The organism is Paenibacillus flagellatus (assembly GCF_003217775.1).
Classification (GTDB): domain Bacteria; phylum Bacillota; class Bacilli; order Paenibacillales; family NBRC-103111; genus Paenibacillus_AB; species Paenibacillus_AB flagellatus.
The window spans coordinates 206,850-231,022 of the sequence record NZ_QJVJ01000005.1; the positions used below are offsets into that span (position 1 = coordinate 206,850).

The 24,173-nt window shown below is 60.8% G+C and carries 27 protein-coding genes; 11 read left to right on the forward strand and 16 right to left on the reverse strand.

Annotated elements, in window-relative coordinates; genetic code table 11:
- Positions 1–38: 38 nt before the first annotated feature.
- Complete coding sequence (locus DLM86_RS13015) at positions 39–299, reverse strand: YlbG family protein (RefSeq protein WP_110840446.1); 261 nt, start codon at positions 297–299, stop codon at positions 39–41.
- An 82-nt stretch (positions 300–381) separates the two neighbouring features.
- On the opposite strand from DLM86_RS13015, the gene DLM86_RS13020 reads away from it, so the two are divergent.
- A complete protein-coding gene (locus tag DLM86_RS13020) occupies positions 382–1,386 on the forward strand; it encodes an asparaginase (protein ID WP_110840447.1) in 1,005 nt (334 codons plus the stop codon).
- Between the two features lie 9 nt (positions 1,387–1,395).
- Here DLM86_RS13020 and DLM86_RS13025 read toward each other — a convergent pair whose 3' ends face one another.
- The 3 genes from DLM86_RS13025 to DLM86_RS13035 are packed head-to-tail and all read right to left on the reverse strand — an operon-like array spanning position 1,396 to position 5,579.
- Positions 1,396–1,830 carry a YlbF/YmcA family competence regulator gene (locus DLM86_RS13025; protein ID WP_110840448.1) on the reverse strand — a complete coding sequence of 145 codons (435 nt, stop codon included), beginning with the start codon at positions 1,828–1,830 and terminating at the stop codon, positions 1,396–1,398.
- A gap of 33 nt (positions 1,831–1,863) precedes the next feature.
- Entirely contained in the window at positions 1,864–3,870 is a 2,007-nt protein-coding gene (locus DLM86_RS13030; protein WP_110840449.1) for a helicase-associated domain-containing protein, read from the reverse strand.
- Complete coding sequence (locus tag DLM86_RS13035; RefSeq protein WP_110840450.1) at positions 3,867–5,579, reverse strand: DNA repair helicase XPB; 1,713 nt, start codon at positions 5,577–5,579, stop codon at positions 3,867–3,869. The genes DLM86_RS13030 and DLM86_RS13035 overlap by 4 nt, the downstream gene beginning before the upstream one ends.
- Before the next feature lie 162 nt (positions 5,580–5,741).
- Here DLM86_RS13035 and DLM86_RS13040 point away from each other — a divergent pair, with 162 nt between their 5' ends.
- Positions 5,742–6,464, forward strand: coding sequence for a thermonuclease family protein (locus DLM86_RS13040; RefSeq protein WP_110840451.1), 723 nt, complete (start codon positions 5,742–5,744; stop codon positions 6,462–6,464).
- 54 nt (positions 6,465–6,518) lie between these two features.
- Here the strand turns inward: DLM86_RS13040 and DLM86_RS13045 are convergent, their stop codons facing one another.
- From DLM86_RS13045 to DLM86_RS13055, 3 genes are all read right to left on the reverse strand, one after another.
- Positions 6,519–7,016, reverse strand: coding sequence for a DinB family protein (locus DLM86_RS13045; protein WP_110840452.1), 498 nt, complete (start codon positions 7,014–7,016; stop codon positions 6,519–6,521).
- A gap of 274 nt (positions 7,017–7,290) precedes the next feature.
- Positions 7,291–8,613, reverse strand: coding sequence for a WYL domain-containing protein (locus tag DLM86_RS13050; RefSeq protein WP_110840453.1), 1,323 nt, complete (start codon positions 8,611–8,613; stop codon positions 7,291–7,293).
- Between the two features lie 102 nt (positions 8,614–8,715).
- Positions 8,716–9,048: a MerR family transcriptional regulator gene (locus tag DLM86_RS13055; RefSeq protein ID WP_110840454.1), complete on the reverse strand. Its 333-nt coding sequence runs from the start codon at positions 9,046–9,048 to the stop codon at positions 8,716–8,718.
- Positions 9,049–9,212: 164 nt separating this feature from the next.
- Here DLM86_RS13055 and DLM86_RS13060 point away from each other — a divergent pair, with 164 nt between their 5' ends.
- A complete protein-coding gene (locus DLM86_RS13060) occupies positions 9,213–9,455 on the forward strand; it encodes a tautomerase family protein (protein WP_110840455.1) in 243 nt (80 codons plus the stop codon).
- On the forward strand, positions 9,452–10,024 hold the full coding sequence (locus DLM86_RS13065; protein ID WP_110840456.1) for a hypothetical protein: 573 nt from the start codon (positions 9,452–9,454) through the stop codon (positions 10,022–10,024). The genes DLM86_RS13060 and DLM86_RS13065 overlap by 4 nt, the downstream gene beginning before the upstream one ends.
- Before the next feature lie 59 nt (positions 10,025–10,083).
- On the opposite strand, the gene DLM86_RS13070 is transcribed toward DLM86_RS13065, so the two are convergent.
- Together DLM86_RS13070 and DLM86_RS13075 are read right to left on the reverse strand one after the other, a co-directional pair.
- Positions 10,084–10,521: a CBS domain-containing protein gene (locus DLM86_RS13070; RefSeq protein ID WP_110840457.1), complete on the reverse strand. Its 438-nt coding sequence runs from the start codon at positions 10,519–10,521 to the stop codon at positions 10,084–10,086.
- 109 nt (positions 10,522–10,630) lie between these two features.
- Positions 10,631–11,806: a M20 family metallopeptidase gene (locus tag DLM86_RS13075; protein ID WP_110840458.1), complete on the reverse strand. Its 1,176-nt coding sequence runs from the start codon at positions 11,804–11,806 to the stop codon at positions 10,631–10,633.
- A gap of 213 nt (positions 11,807–12,019) precedes the next feature.
- Between DLM86_RS13075 and DLM86_RS13080 the strand changes: the two genes are divergently transcribed.
- The 4 genes from DLM86_RS13080 to DLM86_RS13095 all read left to right on the forward strand — a co-directional run bounded on the left by DLM86_RS13080 (position 12,020) and on the right by DLM86_RS13095 (position 14,846).
- A complete protein-coding gene (locus tag DLM86_RS13080; RefSeq protein ID WP_110840459.1) occupies positions 12,020–12,367 on the forward strand; it encodes a YugN family protein in 348 nt (115 codons plus the stop codon).
- A gap of 19 nt (positions 12,368–12,386) precedes the next feature.
- Positions 12,387–13,556: a putative lipid II flippase FtsW gene (ftsW, locus tag DLM86_RS13085; protein ID WP_110840460.1), complete on the forward strand. Its 1,170-nt coding sequence runs from the start codon at positions 12,387–12,389 to the stop codon at positions 13,554–13,556.
- A gap of 3 nt (positions 13,557–13,559) precedes the next feature.
- Positions 13,560–14,063, forward strand: a complete 504-nt coding sequence (locus DLM86_RS13090) for a GNAT family N-acetyltransferase (protein ID WP_110840461.1) — start codon at positions 13,560–13,562, stop codon at positions 14,061–14,063.
- A gap of 225 nt (positions 14,064–14,288) precedes the next feature.
- Positions 14,289–14,846: a DJ-1/PfpI family protein gene (locus tag DLM86_RS13095; protein ID WP_110840462.1), complete on the forward strand. Its 558-nt coding sequence runs from the start codon at positions 14,289–14,291 to the stop codon at positions 14,844–14,846.
- A gap of 58 nt (positions 14,847–14,904) precedes the next feature.
- Here DLM86_RS13095 and pdaA read toward each other — a convergent pair whose 3' ends face one another.
- A complete protein-coding gene (gene pdaA / locus DLM86_RS13100) occupies positions 14,905–15,678 on the reverse strand; it encodes a delta-lactam-biosynthetic de-N-acetylase (protein WP_110840706.1) in 774 nt (257 codons plus the stop codon).
- 634 nt (positions 15,679–16,312) lie between these two features.
- Positions 16,313–16,693 (reverse strand): Asp23/Gls24 family envelope stress response protein, encoded by a 381-nt coding sequence (locus DLM86_RS13105; protein WP_110840463.1) that lies wholly within the window; start codon positions 16,691–16,693, stop codon positions 16,313–16,315.
- 171 nt (positions 16,694–16,864) lie between these two features.
- Here DLM86_RS13105 and cax point away from each other — a divergent pair, with 171 nt between their 5' ends.
- The gene (cax, locus tag DLM86_RS13110) at positions 16,865–17,926 is read left to right on the forward strand and encodes a calcium/proton exchanger (RefSeq protein ID WP_110840464.1); all 1,062 of its coding nucleotides are present in this window, start codon (positions 16,865–16,867) and stop codon (positions 17,924–17,926) included.
- Between the two features lie 39 nt (positions 17,927–17,965).
- Here cax and DLM86_RS13115 read toward each other — a convergent pair whose 3' ends face one another.
- Positions 17,966–18,259 (reverse strand): Fpa/YlaN family protein, encoded by a 294-nt coding sequence (locus DLM86_RS13115; RefSeq protein WP_110840465.1) that lies wholly within the window; start codon positions 18,257–18,259, stop codon positions 17,966–17,968.
- A 178-nt stretch (positions 18,260–18,437) separates the two neighbouring features.
- Between DLM86_RS13115 and DLM86_RS13120 the strand changes: the two genes are divergently transcribed.
- Together DLM86_RS13120 and ald are read left to right on the forward strand one after the other, a co-directional pair.
- Positions 18,438–19,685, forward strand: a complete 1,248-nt coding sequence (locus DLM86_RS13120) for a PucR family transcriptional regulator (RefSeq protein ID WP_110840466.1) — start codon at positions 18,438–18,440, stop codon at positions 19,683–19,685.
- Between the two features lie 107 nt (positions 19,686–19,792).
- A complete protein-coding gene (ald, locus tag DLM86_RS13125; protein ID WP_110840467.1) occupies positions 19,793–20,902 on the forward strand; it encodes an alanine dehydrogenase in 1,110 nt (369 codons plus the stop codon).
- A 78-nt stretch (positions 20,903–20,980) separates the two neighbouring features.
- Here ald and DLM86_RS13130 read toward each other — a convergent pair whose 3' ends face one another.
- The 4 genes from DLM86_RS13130 to DLM86_RS13145 all read right to left on the reverse strand — a co-directional run bounded on the left by DLM86_RS13130 (position 20,981) and on the right by DLM86_RS13145 (position 24,165).
- Complete coding sequence (locus tag DLM86_RS13130; protein WP_110840468.1) at positions 20,981–21,229, reverse strand: HPr family phosphocarrier protein; 249 nt, start codon at positions 21,227–21,229, stop codon at positions 20,981–20,983.
- A 122-nt stretch (positions 21,230–21,351) separates the two neighbouring features.
- Positions 21,352–22,467 carry an aminopeptidase gene (locus DLM86_RS13135; RefSeq protein WP_110840469.1) on the reverse strand — a complete coding sequence of 372 codons (1,116 nt, stop codon included), beginning with the start codon at positions 22,465–22,467 and terminating at the stop codon, positions 21,352–21,354.
- Between the two features lie 15 nt (positions 22,468–22,482).
- Entirely contained in the window at positions 22,483–23,175 is a 693-nt protein-coding gene (locus tag DLM86_RS13140; RefSeq protein ID WP_146250207.1) for a TVP38/TMEM64 family protein, read from the reverse strand.
- 102 nt (positions 23,176–23,277) lie between these two features.
- Positions 23,278–24,165: a hypothetical protein gene (locus DLM86_RS13145; protein WP_110840471.1), complete on the reverse strand. Its 888-nt coding sequence runs from the start codon at positions 24,163–24,165 to the stop codon at positions 23,278–23,280.
- Positions 24,166–24,173 lie beyond the last annotated feature (8 nt).

The following is a 24,173-nucleotide window of genomic DNA, read 5'->3' on the forward strand; positions in this document are numbered from 1 at the left end:
CATCGCTGGGCTGAATATCCGGAAAGCGGTCGGTCCGTTTACGTGTAAAGCTTCGCTTTATCTGGAACATTACTATTATATTCCGTGCGGATCTCATTTCGGTACGACCGCTCGACTTTTTTTACGAACGGGTACTTTTGAGCCGCTTTGGCCGTCTCGTCCGCTTTGTCGGCGTTGACGTACAAGACGACGTAATGCATGCGCTTGGAAACGTAATGGACGGTTCCGAGCTTCTCGAGATGCTTCGTCTGCTTCACGTCGGTCACCCATATGATCAGGCCGGTGCGTTGTGGGTACATCGTCTTCGATCCTTTCCGCCGTCCTCGCGCCGGGACGGGCTCGTTTTCTATTCATCTATCGCCGATATCGGGGGAATCCATCATGTCCAACGAACCACGCATTCGCATCGAACGGGGGCCTCTGACCGAGTCGTCCCATCGCGTCCATATCGCCGTCGTGGACGGCGGCGGACGGATGATCGCCCATGCGGGCGACCCGTACCGCGTAACGTTCGCCAGATCCGCCGCCAAGCCGATTCAAGCCGTCCCCGTCATCGAGGCCGGCGCCCGCGAACGTTTCGGCTTGACCGGGGAGCAGATCGCGCTGCTGTGCGCTTCCCATAACGGAGAGCCGGAGCACGTCGCGGCCGCCGCCGACATCTTGAGCCGGATCGGCTTGTCGGACGAGGCGCTGCGGTGCGGACCACACTACCCGTACCACGAGCCGAGCGCCGACCGGATGAAGCGCGCCGGCGAGCGGCCGACCCGGCTACATAACAATTGCTCCGGCAAGCACGCCGGGATGCTGGCGCTCGCGCGCCTGCTCGACGCGTCGCCCGACGGGTATATGGAGCCCGGCCATCCGGTGCAGCGGGCGATGCTCGCCGCCGTCGCCGACATGTCCGGCGTCCCCGCCGATCGGATCCCGCTCGGCACCGACGGCTGCGGCGTCCCCGTATTCGGCTTGCCGCTCGACCGGCTCGCCTTCGCGTTCGCCACGCTCGCAAGACCCGACCGGCTCGACGCCGGACGCGCCGACGCCTGCCGGACGATCGCGGACGCCATCCGCCGCCATCCGCACTACATCGCCGGCACCGACCGGTTCGACACCCGGCTCGTTCAGGCGACCGGCGGCCGGCTCATCGGCAAGATGGGCGCCGAAGGCGTGTTCGCGCTCGCGTCGCAAGCCGAAGGGGCGGCGCTCGCCGTCAAAATCGAGGACGGCTCGCTGCGCGCGCTCTATCCGGCCGTCGTGGAAGCGCTTATTCAATTGGAATGGATCGGGCCCGACGAGCGGGACGCCCTCGCTCCGTTCCATCGTCCGCCCGTGCGGAATTGGAGCGGCGACGAGGTCGGCGCCGTCGTGCCCGATTTCCGGCTGCTCTGACGAATCCCTTCAGCCGCAGCCGCCGTTGCAGTTGCCGCCGCAGCCTTTCGTCGGCAGCGGGTTGTTGCTCGGCACTTTGATCGTATCCGAAACGGAGTGCGCGATCGTTTCCGACACGCGGAACAGCAAGTCGTCGAGCCGCGCCTCCGCTTCCTTGAACCGCCGGACGGCGTCGAACGAATCGAGCCGCGCCTGCGCTTGTTGTACGACTTCCAATGCGGCGTGGTAATCCGGATGAAAATGTCCGAACCGCTCGCAATCCTGAAACGACTCCTTCGCCTTGGCAAACGCCGAGACGGCGTCTTGGACGTCCGGATCGCGTTCCACGGCTTTTTTCCAGTGCAGATAATCCGCCACTTCCGCGGAGCTGTTGATCATGTCACCGATTTCGTACGCCTGCAGGAGCAGCTGCCCCATGTCCAGCGTTTCGATCGTCCCGATCATGGTCACGGTACCGTCCTCCTCGGTCGCCCGGGATCAATCGTTGATGCCCGGCAGTATCAGCTGCATTTCCTCCCACTGATCCGGCGACAGCCGCACTTCGTGCGCTTCCTCGAAGCCCGTCACCGCCCAATCGTCGCGGATGCCGTCCAGCCGGAGCGGGATGAACGTCGTCTCGGCTCCCGCCTTGCGAAGCTTGAGACACGCTTTCCATTCCAGCGCCTTCTGGATCATCTGCTTGCGGGTCGAGGCGTGGTACGACCGGAAATCGTTCAACCACATGGAAGGAACTTCCTGCAGTCCGGGGTACACGTCCTCGATCGGAGGAAAAGGCCGCTCTTTATCATAATACTGCACCGCCGCCTTCGAGTAAATAAGCCCTTGACCGGGAACTTCCCCCTTCGTCGCCCCTTCCGGCGCCTCGACGTCCGGCTCCTCCGGGGAATCGGGTTCGTCCAACCGAGGAAACAGACCGTCGACGCCCTCGCCGCCCGGCTTGCCGCCGCCCGGACTGTAGCCGCTGCGGGCGAGCAGCGCGCGCAGCTCGCCCGCCTTGTCCGGCTTCACGATCCAGGCCGCCGGCCCGAGCGGCTCCGCGAGCAGCGGCGCGACGCGATCGTCCGCCGCCAGCGTATTCGCCGTCGCTTCGTCGCGGCATTTCAGCAGCACGACCGTCTCGACGCGAAGCCGCTCGTGCGCGTCCCCCCATTGGGCGATCGCCGTCTTCACGTTGTCCGGCAAGCCGTACTTGGCGTGGCGCTCGAGGAAATCGATCGTGCCGCAAGCCGTCCGTCCGTAGTCGAACGCGCGGACGACCGTTTCCCGCGTCATCCGGTATACGGCGACATGCTCGTGCCGGACGCGCTCCGCGATCATTTCCAGCTCCCACCGAACCGGATACGGGCATTCCGGCGGCACGATCAGCTCGAAATCGGGCTGGACGAACAAGCACTCTCCCGCTTCCGGTTCCGAAGCCCTCTCCGCGGCCGACAGCGGCTTCGACGTCCAGCGGAACAGCGGCCGACCCTCCGGATCGACGCCCGTCTCCGCCCATCCCCAAGCGGCGAGCGGCTTCAGCCAGTCGAGCAGCTGGGCCGTCCGGCGGCGCGTCTCCGCGGCTCCGGCCGCTCCTTTGTCCGCCGGGCCGACGCCGGCCGCGATCAACCGTTCGGCCGCGTCCGCGACCGAAAGCCACTCGCCTTCCGCGGCCTCCTCGGCGAAAGCGACCGCATGCTGCAGCCAGACGTCGGCAGGCGCATTGCTGCGTTTCCACAACGCGTACAGGCGGGCGTTCATCGCCGCTTCGGATAGCCGAAGCCAACGTCTCAGCGGCTGCGGCTTCGTCTTCAGCCGATCCTTCGTCTTGTCCAGCAAGCCGAGCTCGACCGCCATTGCGCACAGCCAGCCTGCCGCGGCCGAGCCGCAATCGGCACCGGCCGGCGGCGCGGCGTCTCCACCCGCGGGCAGCTCGTCGTCCTGCACGGGGACGAGCGCCGCCAGACGTCCGGCGTGGCGCTTATGCAGCCCGCCCTTTTGCGTAAGCGTCACGTCCTCCTTGGCGGCGTAGGCGAGAACGGACAGCAGCTGGGACGCCATCCCCGGACGATACGGCGAATCCGTCGACGCCCCGCCTTCCGCATACGTCGCCGCGGCGGTTTCCGGCGGCAGCAGCCTTTTGCGCCACACGACGAACGACTCCTCGGGGAGGACGTAGTCCGTCTCCCCCCATTTCCGCCGCAGCGCGAACAAGATCCCTCTCCGGCATAGCCGGATCAAGCCGACCTTGAGCGCGGCGCCGGACATTTCCTTCCGCCCGGCCTTTTCGAGCTTCGCCCAATCGAACGCGGCGTACCCGAACCGGCGCACGACGAGCTGCAGCGTTTTCCGTTCCAAATCGTACAGCGCGGCTTCGACGTTCCGCGCCTCCTCCTCCGACAGAAGCAGCGCTTCGATGGCGGCGGACGCCCGGTCCCAGCCGTTCGCCTTGCGGATTTCGTCTTGCATCGGCTCCGGCATGCCGGCCAGCAGCTCGGCAAGTTTCATGTCGCTCCCTCCGTTTCCCGTTCCTCGCGAACGTCCGTCTCCGCCGCTTTCCGGATTTCGTACCGGTAACCTTGCTCCAGCAGGAACAGCTGGCGGTGGATCGCAAACTCCTGCTCCCGCGTATCGTCGCTGACGAGCGAATAGAAGTAGGCGCGGTTGTCCTCCTCCTTCGGCCGCAAAATGCGGCCGAGCCGCTGCGCCTCCTCCTGACGCGAGCCGAAGCTGCCGGACACCTGAATCGCGACCCTCGCGTCCGGCAAGTCGACGGCGAAATTGGCCACCTTCGACACGACGAGCGTCTTGATGTCGCCGCGGTTGAACCGGGCGTACAAGCCGTCGCGCTCCTCGTGCGGCATCTCGCCCGATATCATCGGCGCCCGCACCGAATCGGCGATCGTCTTGAGCTGGTCCAAATATTGGCCGATGATCAGCGTTTGCTCTTCCTTGTGCTTGTCCAGCAGGCGCGACAGCACCTCTAGCTTGACCGGGTTTTCGCCGGCGATCCGGTGCTTGTGCTTCGGCTCAGCCCGGACGTACCGCTCACGGACCGGCTCCGGCATCGGCACGCGCACCTCGGTGCATTCGACGTGAGCGACCCAGCCCTTCTGCTCGAGGTCTTTCCACCCCGCCTCGAACAGCTTCGGCCCGACGAGCGAGAAGACGTCCTCCTGCCGCCCGTCCTCGCGCACGAGCGTCGCCGTCAGCCCGAGCCGGCGCGTCGCCTGGATGTCCGCCGTCGCCCGGAATACCGGGGCGGGCAGCAGATGCACCTCGTCGTATATGATCAAGCCCCAATCCCGCTCGTTGAACAGCGACATGTGCAAGAACGGATCGTCCTTCCGCTGGCGGTGCGTCAAAATTTGGTACGTCGCGATCGTCACCGGCCGAACCTCCTTCCGCTCGCCGCTGTACTCGCCGACGAGCTGCTCGTCCAGATCGGTTTTGTCCAGCAGCTCGCGCTTCCATTGCCGGACCGAGGCGACGTTCGTCGTCAGGATGAGGGCGGCGCACTGGAGCCGGGCGAGCGCGGCGATGCCGATGACCGTCTTCCCCGCTCCGCACGGCAGGACGACGATGCCGCTGCCCCCGTGCAGACGCTCGCCGTCGTAGAACGCGTCGACCGCCGCCCGCTGGTAGTCGCGCAGCCGGAACGGCCGGCCGCCCGCCGTCGCGTCGCGCAGCCGGATCGGCATCGTCTCCCCGTGATGGTAGCCGGCCAAATCCTGCACGGGAAACCCGAGTCGGATCAAATCCTGCTTGATCATGCCTCTGTAGGCCGGGTCGACCTCAAGGCCGCCTTCGCCGGGCGATCCGACGAAATACGACTGGAGCGACTTGTACCCCGCCAGCTTGTCCAGCAGCTCCCGTTCGTCCGAGACGAGCATCAGCCTTTGCCCGTCGAGCGTCAGCTTGACGAGGCCGTACCTTCCGACGAAATGGTTGACGTTTTGCCGCACCTGCAGCGGGACGTCGAACTTGCCGTAGCCGTTCAGCACGTCCAGGATGCGCTCGGCGCCCATGCCGGACGACGCGGCGTTCCATAGCGACATCGGGGTCATCCGGTACGTATGGATGTGCCCCGGCGTCTTGACGAGCTCGGCAAATCGGCTCAGGGCGGCGCCGGCCGCCTCGCTTTCCGGATGATCGGCCTCGAGCATCAAGGTCGAGTCGCTTTGCACCATGAGCGGCTTTCCGGGATCGTATCGCATGCTGCTTCCTCCTCGCTACGGTTCCGAAATGTCGATTCTCTTTTAGTATGAAAAAAAACGGCTGGAAATAAACGGACCGCTTCGCCGGCCGTCATTGAAACGCGGCCGCGAAACGGCTAGTATAGAAGACGGAAAACCGAACGAGAAAGAGGCCGACACGCGATGACACGAATTCGAATGCTGCTGCCGCTCCTGCTTCTGCTCGCCGCGCTGCTTCCGGGATGCGCCTCCCCTGCCGGAGGCCGGGCGCCCGACGACTTGGCCGGCATATGGAGCCGCTACCCCGAGTTGAAAGGAAGGCCGTATACGACCGCCGAGGTGAAGCGGGTCGTCGACGGCGATACGTTCGAGACGAAAGCGGGCGACAAAGTGCGCCTGATCGGGATGAACACGCCCGAGACGGTCAAGCCGAACAGTCCGGTCGAGGCGTACGGCAAAGAAGCGAGCGCCTATACGAAGAAACGGCTGACGGGCCAAACCGTCTACCTGTTCGCCGACGCGGGGGACAAAGACAAGTACGGCCGGCTGCTGCGCTACGCGTTCATTCGCGGCGAATCCGAGATGTTCAACGAGACGCTGCTGAAGGAAGGATATGCGAACACGATGACGATCCAGCCGAACGTCATGTTCGCCAAAACGTTCGTGGAGGCGGAGCGCGAGGCGCGGAACGGCGGCAAAGGCTTGTGGGGCAAAAGCGGAGCCGCCTCCGGAGCTGCAGCCGGCGCTTCCTGCAAGGAGCCGAAAATCAAAGGGAACATCAATGCGAAGCACGAAAAAATTTATCACGTGCCCGGCGGACGCTCGTACGAGCAGACGAAAGCGGAAGCGATGTTTTGTACGGAGGACGAAGCGGAAGCGGCCGGCTTCCGCAAGGCGGGTGAATGAATAACGAACGAAAGACCGCCTCGGGCGGTCTTTCGTTCGTTATGGCGCTCCCGCTCAGACGCGGGGCTTCTCGCCTTGGGCGATCCAGTCGTCGCGGGTCGGACCGAGCACGTCCGGCACGCGCAGCCCCGCTTGGCGCATGAGCACCGTCATCTGTCCGCGATGATGAATTTCGTGCCGCAGCGAAAACCGGAGCGACGCGCCGTTCTTCCAATCCTCTCCGAACATGTTCACGACGCGCGACAACGTCTCGTCGGTCCATTGGCTCCGCAAGGCGCGCATGAACGTTTGCGTCATCCGGCGATATTCGGCGGCGATCGCCGCGGCCGACGAAGGAGCTTCCTCGGCGGCCAACGGTTCGTCATACGATAAGCCCAAATAGGTCATATAGTTGTACGAGCCGACGATATGCCAGGCGATCTGGCCGAGCGTCCGGTAATCGGCCGCCACGGCCTGCCCGAGCGATTCGTCCGTAAGCGAATCGAGCACGCGCGCCGTAATAGCGGTCTCCGTCTCGAATTCTTCCAAGAAAGCGTCGATCGATGTGAACATCTTCGTTCCCTCCACTATTCGTTTTTCATCTCCCATTATAACGAGCGATCGCTGACAGGCGCGGTCAGTCATTTTCACATTCCCCCGAAAAATAAGAAAAGCTTCCGACCGGAGCTTTTCGATGAGGTACATTCGTGTTATTGCGATATAACTTATTTTTGGTGAAGAGAGTTGCATTCGCTTTCGTGCTTTAGCATTTCTATAACGTTAAAAAAACCGCCCTCGCGAGCGGCGAGTGCGGCCATCTATAACCATTTCTGCCCTTCATCCGGTTTTACCGGTATCCTTTGCCTCCGAGCGGACGAAGCTTGACCGGCTCGACGCCCGCGATGAGCGGCTTCGCCCGCATGATCATGGCCAGCGTCTCCTCGTCGCGCAGCGAAGCTTCATGCGCCGCGGCGTCACGCCACAGCTCCGTCACCCAAATCGTATCGGGATCGTCTTCGGCGACGTTGACGATATAAAGCTCGCAGCCTTCGGTCGTTTCCGCCTGCTCCGCCGCCTCCAGCAAGATGGCCGCCAGCGCTTCCCCCTGACCCGGATGCGCCTTGAGCTTGCCGTACATCGCAAATTTGCCCATCGTCTCACCCTCCTTCCCGGGACGGCACTCCGCTTCCGTCCCCGTCTTGTTTTTCATCTCCCCGTAATGATCGGCCAACTCTCCGCACAGATCCGCCATCCGCTCGATCAGAAAGTCCGGCTCGACGATCGTCAGCGCCTTGCCGTAGGGCAGCAAAAAATACGGGACATATTTCTGCAAGGAAGACGTCCCGATTTGGTACGCCGCATGGCCATCCCCGCGTTCGACGACCGTATGGGCGAACAGCCAGTGCTGGCCGAGCAGGTCCAGCACGCGCTCGTCTCCCCGCAGGCGCACGAGCGTCACCTCATCCGCATCGAGGGCGTCGGGCAGCAGCTCGCGCAGAAGATGCTCCTTCGCGGAGAAGCCGTCGGGGCGCTCGAACCGCCGCTCGGCCGGCTCCAGCCGGACGATGCGGTCCGCCCGGAAGCTGCGCAGCTGTCCGCGCAGGCAGCAGAAGCCGACCGTATACCAGGCGCCCTTCCAATGAACGATGCCATACGGATCGAAGATGCGGGCAACGGGCGCTTCCCCCTTGCCCTTGTCGTACTCCATCTTCACGGAACGCCCGTGGGAGGCCGCTTCCTCCAGCGCGCGAAGCGTCTCCCTCTGCCGCACCTCGACGGGCGGATGGATGACCGAGAACGCGTCCATATGGCGCTCGATCCGGTCCAGCTGCTCCTCGTTCGTGTACCGCTTCAGCTTGTCGATCGCCCGGCCGAGCGCCTCCCCGAACGGATAGCCCGCTTCCCGGGCGAACGTCGAAGCTTGCACGAGCGCTTTCTGCTCCTCCATGTCGAACAGCAGCGGCGACTCGGCAAAATGGTCCAAAATGCGGTAGCCGCCGTTCGGGCCCGATTCGGCGACGATGGGAACGCCGCTCGCGCACAACGAATCGATGCACCGGTAGACGGTCCGGATATGAATCTCCAGCTCGTCCGCCAGCTGCTGGGCCGTCATTCGCCGGCCCTCTCGGAGCAGCCATAAAATGGACAGCATGTTCGTCGATTTGGACATGATTCGGTCACCGCCTGTCGCCTCGAACTAATTCCATCATACGCGACGATCACTGACAAGCACGGTCAGCATTTCCTGAAAAAACCGAGGACGTTTGCCGTATTACGTCTCACGCGGCGTTCGTCCGGCCAGCTTCGCGAACACGTCGGACATGCTGCGCATCCGCTCCTCCACCTTTCGGGCCGCCGCGTCGAGCGTAAAGCCGTCGTCCATCAGTTCCTTGACGAGCAATATTTTTTTAATGTTCAAATAATCGTATTTCCGCGTGCCGCCTTCCCCGTCCTTCGAAGAGACGATGATGCCTTTCTCTTCCCAGTATCGGATTTGGCGCTGCGGCACGCCCGTAATGTCCGACACTTCCCCGATGCCGACGACGAGCTTGCGCAGCAGGTCGAAATCGAGCAGGACGTGCTCCGGTTGATCTTTCGGTTCCATTGCGACTCCTCCAAGCTTGCGTTTCCTTGAAGCTATTTTACGACAAACGAAACTTATTTACAACGATTCGAAACTTATTGACATCAATTGTAGATATGTTACAATTAACGCAAATAAGTTGCGCAACTTATCCAAATCATTCGAATCGATAGGAGCGATCAAATATGCCGATCATTAATGTGGACTGCTGGGAAGGGTTCAATGCGGAGCAAAAGCAGCAATGGATTCGCGGCTTGACGGACGTGACGGTCAACCTGTTCAATCTGCCGCCCGACAAAGTGCTTGTCATCCTGCGCGAGACGTCGGTGGCGAATTGGGGGCAGGCCGGTACGGTGGCGACCGACCCGGATTTTCTCGACAAAAGCCGGATCACGACGGTAGAGCGTCTCCAAGGGGAGCCGGCATGAAAACGGCGGAGAACGCCGGACTCGAACGGACGCTTCGAATCGTGGACATCCCGGACGAGTACGAGTTCCGCTCCGCGCATGACCGCCGGCAGAACGGGGAGGACGTGCGCGTCGTCCGGCACGAGAAGAAATCGGGCGTCAACAACGGCTTAGGAGGGGAGCACGTCTCGTTTACGGTCGAGCGAACCGGCATGAGGCTGCTCGGCTACACGCGAATCGACGCCGGCGACGCCGAGGGGCCACTCCCCGATCGGGAGCGAACGGCCGCCATCGCGTCCGCTTTCCTCGATCGAGTGGAGCCGGGACTGTCGCTGCGACTGCGCCATTTATGGACCGACCGGCACGACGAGCGCGTCACCGTCGTCCGGGACGGGAGGCGCGTCACCGTTCCGATTCCCTGCATGAAATACAAGTGCTATTCGGAGCAGGACGACAGCTATGCATGGGTGATCGTCGGTGCCGAGGGACGAATCGTCTCGTTCGAGCAGGGGATGGTCTGGCGGGACGGCCGCGTTACCGAGAAATGGCTTCACGATTCGTGGATAGCGGAGAGAATGAAAGGGAAGTAAAGAAGAAACCCCAAAAGCGCGGAACGTCTTTCGTCCGCTTTTTTGGGGTTTCGTTCTCGTTATCGGGCCGTCGCCATATGGTCGACGTTTTCCGATATTTCGCTGAGCGCTTGACCGGCTTCGTTCACGAACACTTCGCGAACGGCCAAGTCCGCGATCGCGACGACGCCGACGAGCTCGCCGTTTTCGACGACGGGCAGGCGGCGAATTTTTTCGCGGGCCATCAGCTTGGCGGCTTCATCCACGGTCGTCTCCGGCGTCACGGTTCTCACGTCTTTCGAGATGACCTCCTCGACCGCCGTCGAGCCGGAATGCTTCTCGGCATAGCCGCGAATGACAAGGTCGCGGTCGGTGACGACGCCGACCAGCTTTTTGCCTTCCACGACGGGAATGAAGCCGATGTCGTTCATTTTCATTTTGACTGCGATTTCGTAAATGTTGTCCTTCGGCGTGACGGTCACGCAGTCGGTGCTCATGATCTCTTTGATCGTTTTCATCGGGGCTCCTCCTCTGCAGTCGGTTTGACGGATTGCATCGTTAGGTTCCCCCGCATCGGGAGGAGACATCCCTGTGAGTTTGTGCCATCGAATAATCCGAAATGCAGGCTCAACCGCCGCCGTTCAAAAAATCCTCGGCCATGCTCGCAAGCAGCGCAGCCGATTGCAGCATCGACGTCTCGTCGATATCGAATTTCGGATGATGGTGCGGGGCGTCGATGCCGGCCTCGGCGTTGCCCGCTCCGACGAACATGAAGCAGCCCGGCGCGCGATGCAAATAATAGGCGAAATCTTCTCCCGCCATAATAAGCGGACTTTGCCTCACCCGCTCGGAGCCGAACAGGCGCCCGGCCACGCGGGAAAACCGTTCCGATTCGGCCGCATCGTTCACGACCGGCGGATAGCCGACCTTGTAATCGAGCTCGATGTCGGCGCCGAACAAATCGCCGGTCGATTCGCAAATCCGTTTCATCCGTTCGACGATCCGGTCTCTCGTCTCGACGCTGAACGAGCGAACGGTTCCGTTCAAGTACGCCGACTCCGCGATGACGTTGAAGCCGTTGCCCGCCTGAAGCTTCCCGACCGAGACGACGCAGGGCTCGACCGGATCGACGCTGCGGCTCGCGATCGTCTGCAGGTTGACGACGAGGTGGCTGGCGACGACGATGCTGTCCACCGTCTCGTGGGGAAGCCCGCCGTGTCCGCCTTTGCCGCGAATCTGGATGACGAACTCGTCGGCGGCCGCCATAAGCGGGCCCGGGCGCGAATAGACGGTTCCCGCCGGGAACGGCGTCCATAGGTGCACCCCGTATACCGCATCGACGCCGTCCATGGCGCCGTCCGCGATCATCGGTGCGGCTCCGCCCGGACTGATCTCCTCCGCCGGCTGGAACAAAAACCGGACGCTCCCGCGCAAGTCGCCTTTATTCGCCGCGAAGACGTTCGCCACCGCCAGCAGCGCCGACGTATGGGCGTCGTGTCCGCACGCGTGCATGACGCCCGGAACCGTCGAGGCGTATTCGCACGTCTTTTCGTCTTGGATCGGCAGCGCGTCCATGTCCGCCCGCAGCGCCACCGTCGGCCCTTCGCCGCCTCTTACGGTGGCGACGATGCCGTAGCCGCCGACGTTCGTCCGGACGTCGAGCCCCCATTGCGTCAGCAAATCGGCGACGAAAGCGGACGTCTGCCGCTCCCCGTACGAAAGCTCGGGATACCGGTGCAGATGTCGACGCCACCGGACCATGTCCGGGTACAACCGGCTCAGCGCTTCGACCGTCTTGTCCATGCTTCCACCTCCGTCAATCGCATCGTAATCGTATTCCTTCCATTGTACCAAATGCCGGCTTCCGTTTCATCCGCATCGGCGGAATCGCCATCAAATGTTTAAAACTCCGCGTCTTAATAGGCTTGCGCATGTAGGGGAAACATACTATCATGAATAGAGGACTGCACGCCTATCGGAAGTTACTTTTAACGAAACGCAGGAGGTTTCCCTATCGTGATTATCGAGAATAGCGGCATCAAAGGCTTGAAAAGCGATCTGGCCCATCTGGACGGCGCATCGTCGAAGCTCGGCTTCGTGCGTTGGCAGTGGGAATATTATCGCGCTACATACGATTTGAAATTGGAAGATAAAGCGAACAAGGCGGATTATTACCTCCGCTTCAACACGAGAGCCGTCGAAGGCAAGCTCGAATCCCCTTACGCGATTCTCGTGCTGGAGGACGCCTACATCGGACGGTCCACGTTTCCTCACGGTCTCGACTATCAATCGCCGGTACCGGATCAAATTTTGAAGCTCGCGAACCAAAAGCTGGCCGAGCTGAAGAAGCAGCTGAGCGAATAAACGAGAAGGCGGAACCGATATGAACGAACCCCGCAGGGGCACACCGGATTTCCTGTTGCTGCTGCTTACGTTTCTGCTCGTCGGCTTCGGGCTCGTCATGGTATTCAGCGCCAGCTCCGTTACGGCGCTTGCCAAAGAAAAATTCAATAACGATCCGTTATATTTTGTCAAAAAACAAGCCATCTTTGCCGTTGCCGGCACGGTTGGCATGTTTTTTCTTATGAACGTTCCGGCCGCCAAGCTGCGGCCTTTGCTTCGCCCCGGCTTCATCTGCGTCCTCGTGCTGCTCGCCCTCGTCCCGTTTCTGGGCATCGAGGTGAACGGGGCGCGCAGCTGGTTTTATTTCGGCAGCTTCGGCATGCAGCCTTCCGAGTTCGCCAAAGTCGCCGTCATCCTTTACTTGGCGCTGCTGATCAGCAAGAAGGGCGAGAAGTTCCGGGATTTGAAAAAAGGGCTGCTGCCGACCGTCATTATCGTCGGCATCGTGGCGGGCATGATCATGATGCAGCCGGACTTCGGCTCGACGATGATTCTCGTCTTGGCCGCTTCTCTCGTCATCGTCGTCGGCGGCGCGAATTTGAAACATATTTTTCTCGCCATCAGCTCGATCGCGGGGATTGCCGCCGTTTTCCTGACGATTTACGTCCTGTCCGCCAGCTCGCTCGGCTACCGGATGGACCGGGTCGCCTGTTACTTGAATCCGTGGTCCGATCCGCAAGGAAGCTGCTATCAGATCGTGCAATCGCTTTACGCGTTCGGGCACGGGGAGCTGACGGGCGCCGGCTTCGGTCAAAGCATCCAAAAGATGCATTACTTGCCCGAGGCGCACAACGATTTTATTTTCGCGATTATCGGCGAGGAGCTCGGCTTTTTCGGCACGCTTTTGTTTTTGTTTCTTTACTTGGCCTTTTTGTGGCGCGGCTTCATCATCTCGCTCCGGTGCCCCGACAATTTCGGGAGCTTGGCCGGTACGGGCATCGTCGGTCTGATCGGCATCCAGGCGCTAATCAATATGGGCGGCGTCACCGGCACCATTCCGATGACCGGGGTAACGCTGCCGTTCATCAGCTACGGGGGGTCCTCCCTGCTCGTCACGATGTGCAGCATCGGGATACTGCTCAGTATTTCAAGAGAGCATGCGCGGCAGGAAAAGGAACGAAAGTCCGGCAACATACGCAAGGTGGGATAAGCCATGTCCGTTACGATTCGCGAGGCGGTCGTCCAAGACGTTCCGCAGCTGCTCGACATTTACAACGACGCGGTCGTCAACTCCGTGGCCACGTTCGACCTTCAGCCGCAGACGCTGCCCGAACGGGAAGCGTGGTTCCGGCAGTTCGGCGACCGGTATCCGATTATCGTCGCCGAGACCGGCGGCGAAGTCGCGGGGTATTGCTGCCTGTCCCCGTTTCGTGCGAAGCCCGCTTACGCCGGTACAGCGGAGCTGTCGATTTATTTGGACAAGCGGTTCCGCGGTGCGGGGATCGGCACGACGCTGATGGAGCGCATCATCGGCATCGCCCGGGAGCGGAAGTTTCACGTGATCGTCGCCGCCATTACGGGGGGCAACGAGACGAGCGTCAAGCTTCACCGCAAGTTCGGCTTCGCGGAAGCCGGCGTTTGGCGCGAGGTCGGCTACAAGTTCGGCGCTTGGCAGGACGTGCATCTGTATCAATTGATTTTAAATGAGCGATCTTGAGGGAGCGGACAATTCCGCTCTTTTTTGTCGTTTCGGGCGGTGGGATCCGAGCAGTTCCTAGCGGGTTGGCGGATTCGAGGGTTCCCGGTTCGCTTAGCCGTTCGGCATTCGTCAACGTTCCCGTTTCGTTTACAAACTTTTACAAAATCCCCCTCTTTACAAACCAACTCCGCTATTCCAAACTAAAACGTGGTAACCAATTTCCAATCCAGGAGCGTGAGTCCGATGTCCAAATCGATCTTGATCGTCACCGGAGACGCCGTAGAGGCGCTGGAAGTGTATTATCCGTTTTATCGCGTGCTCGAGGAAGGCTATCGCGCGGTCATCGCGTCCCCGACGAAAAAAGTGCTGCGAACGGTCGTCCACGACTTCGAAGGCTGGGACACGTACACCGAGAAGCCCGGCTACCAGCTCGAATCGCACGTTTCGTTCGCGGAGGTCGACCCGGCGGAGTTCGACGGGCTGCTCATTCCGGGCGGACGCGCTCCCGAATATATTCGGCTGGACGAGAACATGCCGCGCATTTTGGGCCATTTCTTCGAGGCGAACAAGCCGGTCGGCGCGATTTGCCATGCCGCTCTCGTCTTCTCCGCCTTGAAAAGCAACCGGCACTTCGAAGGGCGGACGATGACCGCCTATACGGCGTGCAGGCCGGACGTGGAGCAATTGGGCGCGACGTACGCGAAGGAGACGCTTCACGTCGACGGCAACCTCGTCTCGGGTCATGCTTGGCCGGATTTGCCCGGCTTCATGCGCGAATTTTTGAAGCTCGTGCGGGGATGATTCCACGAAGAAAGAGCGGCTGCGCTTGGCGGCCGCTCTTTTCATGTTCCGAAATGGGCTAGGACGCCGGGGCGTCCAGCGCCTTGAATTCGTAGCCGAGCTCCCGAGCGCGGTCGATTATGCTAGCCATCGCCTCGGCGTTGTCCTTCGATACCGAATGGAGCAAAATGACCGCCCCGGGATGCAGCTGCGAGATAACTTTCTCGTACGCATATTCCTTTCCGCGCTGCTTGCTCGTATCCCAATCGACGTATGCGATCGACCAGAAGACGTTCGTATACCCCAGCTTGCCGCTGACCGCCAACGTCCGTTCGCTGAATATGCCGCGGGGCGGACGCAAGTACCGCATCTCCTGCTGCCCCGTCAAGGCGGCGACGCTTTCCTTCACCCGGTTCAGCTCGGACGCGATCCGATCGTCGGAAATTTGCGTCATGTCGGGGTGGCTCCACGAATGGTTGCCGATGATATGCCCCTCGCTCACCATCCGTTTGAGCAGCTCGGGCTGGTCCTCGATGTAGTGCCCCGTCACGAAAAAGACGGCGGGCACCTTTTTTTCTTTCAGCACGTCGAGAATTTTCGCCGTATAGCCGTTCTCGTACCCGTTGTCGAACGTCAAGTACAACGTTTTCCCGGTGCCGTCCCGCCGGAATATCGCACCGTGCTTGTCGATGACGGGCTTGAATCCCTCCTCGTCGATCGACGCCGGGGCGCCGTTTTTGCTCTTTTTGAAGCCGAAGTGGTACGGCCGGTCGCCGGCCGCCTGGACGTCCGCCGCCCCGATTCCCGCAACCAACGCCAAACAAACCGCCACGCGCAGCAGGGCGCTTTTCATTCGCATCGTGCTCTTGCTCCTCCTCATTCGGGTTACTCGCTCACGGCTAGTTTCTCATCGCGAGCGTACCGGTAACCAAGACATTGATTTCCATCGGCGGGCGATGGGTGGGAAGCGCGTAGGCGCGCGGATAATGGGTGGCTAGGAAGCTGAAGGCGGACGGGCCGGGAAGCTTAACCGGAAAAGGTACCTCTAATTTTCTCCAAATCAATGGTATACATACATTTAGCTGGAATTTCTCCATCTAATACAAGGCAAACCGTCCATTCGAGATCATGTGGGTCCAATTAGCAGGAGCTTTTCCATCTAAGGGGTGTCCTTCGGGCGGACTCTTACAATTAGCGGTATGTTTTCCTTCTAATTGGGTCGGTCGCCCCCCTCCCTCCCCCGCCGTCGGCGCGAAGCGGACGCGGATTGCTATAGAGGCTTCGCGCCCAGCGAGGGTCGAGTGGGCCGCGTACGCGACCGATTCACGCGACGGGAGAGCCGAAGGTTCAACGGAGCGCGAAGGCCGTTCGGCCACGCAGTGTGGGCTTGCCCCGCCGTCGGCGCGAAACCGACGCGTCTCCGTTTACTGCGGCGCCTCCTCCCTCGCCCCGACAAACAAAAGGCGACGCCTAAGCGCCGCCCTCTTTCACTTGATCCGTACCGTCGTCTCTTCCGCTTCCTCCTCGCGGAACGCGACGCCCTCCACTTTCACGTTCACTTCGACCACGTTCAAGCCGGTCATATTTTCGACCGCCTCCTTCACGTTTTCCTGAAGGCTGCGGCAAACCTCCTGTATTTTCGAACCGTAGTTGACGATTACACGCAGATCGATCGCGGCTTCCAACTGTCCGACTTCGACGGACACGCCCTTTTGTACGTTTTTTCCGCTCAGCCGTTTGGCGAGCCCTTCCGATATGCCCCCCGACATGGCGGCTACGCCCGGCGTCTCAAGTGCAGCCAGACCGGCGATGGTGGCTACGACGTCATCGGAAATGCGGATCATTCCCGTTTGATTTTCAGCGGACATGTTCTCACTCCTTGATTTACGGATATTCCCATTGTACCTTTTTGCAAGGCCCGTTCGCAACCGGACCCGAGGCGGGATTCCCCCTTTGCATTTGGAAAGTTTTCCTTTATAGTAGAATAGGATTTGCAGCAGACAGGAACACTGGTACATAACGGAAGGAGCAAGAAAAGAATGAAGCAGAAGTTGTTCTACGTCATCCTGATCGCCAGTTTCGCGCTGAGCGCCGTCGCCCATTACAGCCACATGTCGAAGACGCTGCAGTTCGTACTGTGCTGTATCGCCGTCGTGTTCGCCGCCGGCTTCATGGGCAAAGCGACGGAAAGCGTGGCCCACTACGCGGGCGAGCGGATCGGCGGCTTTTTGAACGCCACGTTCGGCAATGCGGCCGAGCTCATCATCGCGATATTTCTCGTCAAAGACGGCCTGTACGATATGGTCAAAGCGAGCATTACCGGCTCCATCATCGGCAACATGCTGCTCGTCTTGGGGTTAAGCGTCCTGCTCGGCGGCTTGAAGTTCAAGGTGCAGAAGTTCAACGTCATGCTCGCCGGCTACAATGCGTCGCTTATGCTGCTCGCCGTCGTCGCGCTGTTCATTCCGGCGCTGTTCGCGAAAAGCTTCACGACGAAAGAAACGGATACGCTCAGCCTGATCGTCGCGGTCATCCTCATCGTCGCCTACGCCCTGTGGCTGCTGTTCTCGATGATCACCCATAAGGAAGAACTGGCGGACGTAGCCGCCGTGCAAGCGGAGGAAGCCCACGCGCACGAAATCAACTGGAGCAAAGGCAAGTCGGTGCTGTTCCTCGTCATCGCCACCGTCATGGTCGCGTTCATCAGCGAATGGCTTGTCGGGACGCTGGAGGAATTCACCCATAAATTCGGCTTGTCCGAGCTGTTCGTCGGCGCCTTCCTCATCGCGATCATCGGCAACGCCGCTGAGCATAGCGCCGCCGTCTTCCTCGCGCTCAAGAACAAGATCGGCGCCGCCGTCGAGATCGCAATCGGCAGCAGCCTGCAAATCGCCCTGTTCGTCGCGCCCGTGCTCGTCCTCGTCAGCTATTTCATGGGGAACACGATGAATATCGTCTTCACCGTGTACGAGCTGGCCGCGATCGGCGTTTCGGCCGTCATCGCCAAATCGATTTCGCAGGACGGCTCGACGAGCTGGTATGAAGGCGTCCTGCTGCTTGTCGTCTACGTCATTCTCGGCATCGCCTTTTATTTGGTATAACCCGCGTACATCAAAAAAACGAGTAACTCCTTCACGGAGCTACTCGTTTTTGCTTAATGCCAACGCCTCGTACAGCTGGGCAAGCTTGCGCTCCAGCTCGCTCAAAATGTGCTTGCCGGCCGATTCCGTCAACAGCCCCGCGCGAATGGCGAAGTCGATTTCCCGGGACAGCCCGTACATCTGTGTATCCAATACCTCTTCGTAAAGAGGGCATCTGCGATTCGTTAACGTTTCCATCTGGATCTGAATCAGCTTCTCGATGTTATCCGCATCTTCCTGCAGCAGCGTCAGCGCTTTCTGATGCAGATTGACCATCACGTCCGATGTAGACATGCCGTTTCCCCCTTTGCGCAAAGCTCTTCCACCCTTATAAGCTTATGATAGTCGAAAATCGTTGATTACACAAGCATAACGGATACCGCTTCTCTCCCATTTCGCGATTGAATCGTCCGGCGCCAACCGATACAATAGAATCGAAAAGATTCTGGAAGTCCCGACAAGGAGCGTACGCTTGAACGCCGACACGAATCCCTTCAACCGGCATTTCGACCATTTGGAAACGTTGGCCGACACGATCGGCGAATCGCTTCGCGCCCCGGTCACGATCGAAGACGCCGGGCACCGTCTGCTCGCCTACAGCAAGCACGACCCGAAAACCGATCCGGCGCGTATCGCGACGATCATCGGCCGGCGCGTCCCCGAGAACGTCGTCGGCAGCTTATGGCGGGACGGCGTCATCCCGAAGCTGATGGAAACCGACGAACCCGTCCGAGTCCGCTCGATCGACGAGGTGGGGCTGGGCGACCGCGTCGCCGTTTCCATTCGCCAAAACGGCCGCGTCCTCGGCTACATTTGGGCGCTGGAAGTCGAGCGAAAGCTGGATGATGACGCCCTGCACCTGCTGAAGGCCGCCGCGGAAGCGGCGAAAATCAAGCTGCTCCGCCTGCAGTCGCAGAAGCGGAAAGAAGACGAGGAACGCCGCGACTTGTTCTGGGAGCTGCTGACCGACCGGCATCCTTCGGGCCCGCAGGCGAAGACGAAGGCGGAGTCGCTCGGCATCCGGATTCCGGACGCAACCGCCGTCGTCGTCGTCCAGTTCGCCGCGGACGTCGAGGAGGCGCTCCATCAATCTATCCATTATATCGTGACGTCGAGCCGCCGGGTCCGCCCGCTTCTGCATGTCGTATCGGGCAGCCAGCTGATCGTGCTGACGGAAGCTTCGGCCGGCCCCCGTTTCGAGGCCGACGCGTCGGAGTTCGTCGGTTCGCTGCTCCGCCAGCTGGGAGAGAGGCTCGCGAACGCTCCTTTGGCGGCCGGCATCGGCTCCGTCCAAGAGGACGCAGCCGCCGTCGGGCAAAGCTACCGGGAGGCGCTCGCCCTCGTCCGGATCAAGCGGCAATTCCCCGCGGAAACCGGCGCGATGACGTTTTACCGCGAGCTCGGTTTTTACCGCCACCTGCCGTATTTGGTCGAGCAAAAGAAGCTGCACCGCTACGAGAATGCGGCGCTGAAGCGGCTGCGCGCCTACGATCGCGAGCACCACGCCAATCTGGTCGAGACGCTGGAGACGTTTCTCGCCCGGGACGGGAACGCCAAGGAAGCGGCCGACATGTTGCACGTGCACGCCAACACGCTCGCCTACCGGCTGAAGCGGATCGCCGAGATCGGCGGAATCGACTTCGGCGATGTCGATCAAAAAATAACGCTGTATTTGGACTTGAAAACGGACAAATGGAGCGGAACGACGGAGCGTTTGTGAATTTTCACAATGACGCTCCTTTCTTTTCTGGTCAAGGGACAAAGCAAGCCGGCCCGTCCATTCGTATACTGATATCGGATAACGTATACGGGGGAGTTGGGCTCGACATGAGAATCGGGGTACCGAAAGAGATCAAAAACAACGAAAACCGGGTGGCGCTAACGCCCGCCGGCGCGCAAGCGCTCGTCAAAGCCGGGCACGACGTGTTCGTCGAGACGAACGCGGGCGTCGGCAGCGGCTTCCGGGACGACGACTACGCGACGGCCGGCGCGAGGCTGTGCGACGAAGCGGCCGACGTCTGGAACCAGGCGGAGCTGATCGTGAAAGTGAAAGAGCCGGTTCCGGCGGAATACGCGCATTTCCGCGAAGGGCTTCTCCTGTTCGCGTATTTGCATTTGGCGGCCGAGCCGGAGCTGGCCCGGGCGCTCGTCACCCGCGGCGTAACCGCCATCGCCTACGAAACGGTCGAGGCGAACCGGACGCTGCCGCTGCTCACGCCGATGAGCGAGGTGGCCGGACGGATGGCCGCGCAGATCGGCGCGCAGTTTTTGGAGCGGCCGCATGGCGGCAAAGGTATTTTGCTCGGCGGCGTTCCCGGCGTCCGCCGCGGCAAAGTGACGATCATCGGCGGAGGCGTCGTCGGCACGAATGCGGCGAAAATCGCGACAGGGCTCGGCGCGGACGTCACCATCGTCGACGTGAGCACCGAGCGGCTCCGGCAGCTCGACGACATATTCGGCACGAGCATCCGGACGCTGATGTCGAACCCGCTTCATATCGAGGAGGCGGTCGCCGAATCCGATCTCGTCATCGGGGCCGTCCTCATCCCCGGCGCCAAGGCGCCGAAGCTGGTCGGCGAAAGCGCGGTCCGGGCGATGACGCCGGGCTCGGTCATCGTCGACGTCGCCATCGACCAAGGCGGCATCTTCGAAACGGTCGACCGGCTGACGACGCACGACAACCCGACGTACGACAAATTCGGCGTCGTCCATTACGCCGTCGCGAATATGCCCGGGGCCGTGCCGCGTACGTCGACGATGGCGCTGACGAACGCCACGCTGCCGTATATGCTGCGAATCGCTGCGAACGGCCTCGATGCGGTCCGTACCGATCCGTCGCTGCGCAGCGGACTGAACGCGTACAAAGGAGCCGTCACGCACCGGGCCGTCGCGGAAGCGCTCGGCTTTGCCTTTGTCCCCGCCGATCAGGCCCTGTAACGGGTAAAAATCCCGATCATGACGAAAGGCTGCCCCCGCATAGCGGGAGCAGCCTTCTTCTCGTCTCGCGAACGACGATCAGCCGTTCACGACGTTCACTTTCAAGTTGTGCTTCTGGAACACGTCGACCATCGCCTTCGTCGCTTCGTCGGCATCGGGACCGTGAACGTGCAAATCGTAAGTGCCCGAGTCGAGCAGCGTCGTAAACAGGCCGAGAATGCTTTTGACGTCGATGAATTTGTTCTCGTATTGGAGCACGATGGAAGATCTGAATTTGTTGGCCGTTTGCGACACTTCCACAATCGCCGCGTTGCTTGCGCTTGACATGGCACAATCCCTCCAAAGAAGCGGATGTTAGCCCGGCTTCCGTATTTGTTACTTCTATATTAGCGTGGAACAAGTTTTCGCGCAATGCTCAATTTACCTGAATTTGCTTAAAGGGTAAGCCCTTACTTCAAATGCTCCGGGTTGAGCCCTTCGAGCTCCGGCACGACGAACCGTCCGTCTTTGCGAATGAGCACGTCGTCGAAATAAATGTCGCCGCCGCCGTATTCCGGACGCTGGATGAGCACCAAATCCCAATGGACGGCCGACCGGTTGCCGTTGTCGCAATCCTCGTACGCCTGACCCGGCGTGAAGTGCAGACTGCCGTCGATCTTCTCGTCGAACAGCGTATCCTTCATCGGGTGCAAAATGTACGGGTTGAAGCCGATGCTGAACTCGCCGATGTAGCGGGCGCCTTCGTCCGTATCGAGCACTTCGTTCAGCCGCTTCGTATCGTTCGCCGTCGCTTCGACGATTTTGCCGTTTTCGAACCGGAACCGGATATTTTCGAACGTGATGCCGGAGTTGACGCTCGGCGTGTTGTATTGGATGACGCCGTTGACGGAGTCGCGCACCGGACACGAGTACACTTCCCCGTCGGGAATGTTCCGGTGGCCGGAGCATTTTTTCGAGCCGATCCCTTTGATCGAGAACGACAGGTCGGTGCCCGGTCCCGTGATCCGGACTTTGTCCGTCCGCGCCATCAGGTCGGCGAGCGGATCCATCGCTTTGTCCATTTTCCGGTAGTCGAGGTTGCAGACGTCGAAGTAAAAGTCCTCGAACGCGCGCGTGCTCATGTTGGCGAGCTGGGCCATGGACGGATTCGGATAACGGAGCACGACCCATCTCGTCTTCTTCACCCGCTGCTCCAGGTGAATCGGCTTGTAATAAATGCGCTTGTACATGTCGTTCTTGTCGGCCGGCACGTCGGCCAGCTCGTTGACGTTCTCTCCGGAACGTACGGCTATGTAGCAATCCATCTGCTCCATACGACGCAAATCGAGCTCCGCCCAATGCTCGAACTGCTCCTTCGTCATCGACCGGAGAAGCGAGCTTAACACCGCCCGGTCTTCGTAAACGACGTACGGATAACCGCCTTTCTCGTGAACTTGCTCGACGAGGCAGCGGACGATTTCCCTTTCCGAGCCGATCATTTCGATCAGCACCTTGTCGCCCGGCTTCACGTCTACGGAATAGCCCACCAGATTGGCGGCCAGCGTTTGCAAACGGGGGTCGCGCATCGACGAATCATCTCCTTACATCGTATCGGTTTCATCCCGCTTCAGCGTCCATCTGCTCTTCATGTAATGACCGGCCCACAGCAGCAGCACGAACAGCAAAAGAACGACAAAAAGACGCCCCTTGTGTTCCTTGAAGCGGAGCAAGTCGTGTCCGATCAACGTTTCCATCAGGACGATCGGCAGCTTGCCGATGACCGTCGCGACGAAAAACGGACGGAACTTGATTTTCGAGACGCCCGCACCGAAGTTGATGAGCGAGGACGGGATCACCGGGATCAATCGGCCGAGCAGCGTATAAAAGAAGCCGTGCCGCTCGAGCTTTCGGTTGAACGACTGAACCGAGGCGTATTTCGCCAGCTTCCCTTCGACATAATCGTGGGCGACGTAGCGCGCGATGACGAAGGCGGACACCGCGGCCGCGCAGGACATCACGTAATTGATGGCGAAGCCGCCGCACAGCCCGAATACGTAGGCGTTGGCTCCGGCCAGCAGAACGAAAGGAACGAACGGAAACCATGTCTGAAAAAAAATCGCCAGCATGCCCGCAATGACGGCGAAAATGCCGAACGAGTGCAGCAAATCGGCGAGCTGCTCGACGTTTCCGTGGCGAAGCTCGGAACCGGCTTCCGTGAAGAGGACGAAATAGGCGACGGCCGCGAACAAGGCAATCGGTATGCCGAATTTCAATCGCGAACGAATGGTGTTCAAGCCTGCGCCCCTCCCCTGTGTATACCCTTACCTATTGTATCACGGAAACGGACAATGTAAATGGAAAGTAAACCGGCTCCGTCGAAGGCCGTCGAAACCGGATTATTCCGCCTTCTCCGCGCTCCCGGCCGCTTTGCCGTAGCCGGTGAATTGGTAATCGACGCGCGTTTTCTCCCGCTTCGGCTGCCCGTCGACCGTGTAGCTCATGTCGGTTTCCACCTGCATCTTTTGCGGCAGCCGGTCGACCCGGCCGACCCAGATGCGATAGACGGAGCTCGCCTGCAGCGAGCCGGCCGCCTCGTCCAGCTGCCGCTTCGTCTTTTGCACGTTCCGGTCCAGCTCGTCCTTCAGCCGGGACGCTTCCGCCTCCGACATGCCGAGCTTCGTCCGGAGCTCGGACAGCTTCTTGTCGGTATCGAGCATGCCCGACTGCCGCGTCAGCTGCCGCTTGACCGATTCCGTGACGTCGCCCGGCTCCGGGGTGACCGTCAAGACGGTCAGCTTGCGGTCCGACTCGTCGCGGGCGCCCTCCACCCGCTTCGCCATCGTATTGAGCTGCTCCAGCTTGAAGATCGGGCTCCACGGGAGGAGCAGACTGGCATCGCTCTCCGAAGCGGGCTCGGCCAGCACCCACTCGTTCTGCTTGCGGCTGAATACGACGGGGGCATCCGACTTCGCTCCCATCGCGCCGATCGCGCCGGTCCCGGCACCGCGCTTGAACTTCATGGACAGCCGGTTGTGGCCGGTGACGACGCCTTCGAATGCCGCCGCTTCCTGCATCGGCCGATCCCCGACCGACACGTTGGTCGTGCCCGTGAACCGGAAATCGTCCGTACCGGACAGGCCGGACACGGTTTGCTTCAATAGTTCGCCCGGTTCGGTCTGCATCCCCGTTATCGAGCAGCCCGACGACCAAAGACCGGCCAACGTCAACACCGCCAAAACGGCCGGCAATCGACGAAGCCGGGACCGACTCCCTTTCGTTCGCATGATATCTC

Excerpts from the sequence above, each read along its gene's own strand:
- DLM86_RS13015 (WP_110840446.1), bottom strand. The coding sequence starts at position 299 with ATGTACCCACAACGCACCGGCCTGATCATATGGGTGACCGACGTGAAG.
- DLM86_RS13020 (WP_110840447.1), top strand. The coding sequence starts at position 382 with ATGTCCAACGAACCACGCATTCGCATCGAACGGGGGCCTCTGACCGAG.
- DLM86_RS13025 (WP_110840448.1), bottom strand. The coding sequence starts at position 1,830 with ATGATCGGGACGATCGAAACGCTGGACATGGGGCAGCTGCTCCTGCAG.
- DLM86_RS13030 (WP_110840449.1), bottom strand. The coding sequence starts at position 3,870 with ATGAAACTTGCCGAGCTGCTGGCCGGCATGCCGGAGCCGATGCAAGAC.
- DLM86_RS13035 (WP_110840450.1), bottom strand. The coding sequence starts at position 5,579 with ATGCGATACGATCCCGGAAAGCCGCTCATGGTGCAAAGCGACTCGACC.
- DLM86_RS13040 (WP_110840451.1), top strand. The coding sequence starts at position 5,742 with ATGACACGAATTCGAATGCTGCTGCCGCTCCTGCTTCTGCTCGCCGCG.
- DLM86_RS13045 (WP_110840452.1), bottom strand. The coding sequence starts at position 7,016 with ATGTTCACATCGATCGACGCTTTCTTGGAAGAATTCGAGACGGAGACC.
- DLM86_RS13050 (WP_110840453.1), bottom strand. The coding sequence starts at position 8,613 with ATGTCCAAATCGACGAACATGCTGTCCATTTTATGGCTGCTCCGAGAG.
- DLM86_RS13055 (WP_110840454.1), bottom strand. The coding sequence starts at position 9,048 with ATGGAACCGAAAGATCAACCGGAGCACGTCCTGCTCGATTTCGACCTG.
- DLM86_RS13060 (WP_110840455.1), top strand. The coding sequence starts at position 9,213 with ATGCCGATCATTAATGTGGACTGCTGGGAAGGGTTCAATGCGGAGCAA.
- DLM86_RS13065 (WP_110840456.1), top strand. The coding sequence starts at position 9,452 with ATGAAAACGGCGGAGAACGCCGGACTCGAACGGACGCTTCGAATCGTG.
- DLM86_RS13070 (WP_110840457.1), bottom strand. The coding sequence starts at position 10,521 with ATGAAAACGATCAAAGAGATCATGAGCACCGACTGCGTGACCGTCACG.
- DLM86_RS13075 (WP_110840458.1), bottom strand. The coding sequence starts at position 11,806 with ATGGACAAGACGGTCGAAGCGCTGAGCCGGTTGTACCCGGACATGGTC.
- ftsW (WP_110840460.1), top strand. The coding sequence starts at position 12,387 with ATGAACGAACCCCGCAGGGGCACACCGGATTTCCTGTTGCTGCTGCTT.
- DLM86_RS13090 (WP_110840461.1), top strand. The coding sequence starts at position 13,560 with ATGTCCGTTACGATTCGCGAGGCGGTCGTCCAAGACGTTCCGCAGCTG.
- DLM86_RS13095 (WP_110840462.1), top strand. The coding sequence starts at position 14,289 with ATGTCCAAATCGATCTTGATCGTCACCGGAGACGCCGTAGAGGCGCTG.
- pdaA (WP_110840706.1), bottom strand. The coding sequence starts at position 15,678 with ATGAAAAGCGCCCTGCTGCGCGTGGCGGTTTGTTTGGCGTTGGTTGCG.
- DLM86_RS13105 (WP_110840463.1), bottom strand. The coding sequence starts at position 16,693 with ATGTCCGCTGAAAATCAAACGGGAATGATCCGCATTTCCGATGACGTC.
- cax (WP_110840464.1), top strand. The coding sequence starts at position 16,865 with ATGAAGCAGAAGTTGTTCTACGTCATCCTGATCGCCAGTTTCGCGCTG.
- DLM86_RS13115 (WP_110840465.1), bottom strand. The coding sequence starts at position 18,259 with ATGTCTACATCGGACGTGATGGTCAATCTGCATCAGAAAGCGCTGACG.
- ald (WP_110840467.1), top strand. The coding sequence starts at position 19,793 with ATGAGAATCGGGGTACCGAAAGAGATCAAAAACAACGAAAACCGGGTG.
- DLM86_RS13130 (WP_110840468.1), bottom strand. The coding sequence starts at position 21,229 with ATGTCAAGCGCAAGCAACGCGGCGATTGTGGAAGTGTCGCAAACGGCC.
- DLM86_RS13135 (WP_110840469.1), bottom strand. The coding sequence starts at position 22,467 with ATGCGCGACCCCCGTTTGCAAACGCTGGCCGCCAATCTGGTGGGCTAT.
- DLM86_RS13145 (WP_110840471.1), bottom strand. The coding sequence starts at position 24,165 with ATGCGAACGAAAGGGAGTCGGTCCCGGCTTCGTCGATTGCCGGCCGTT.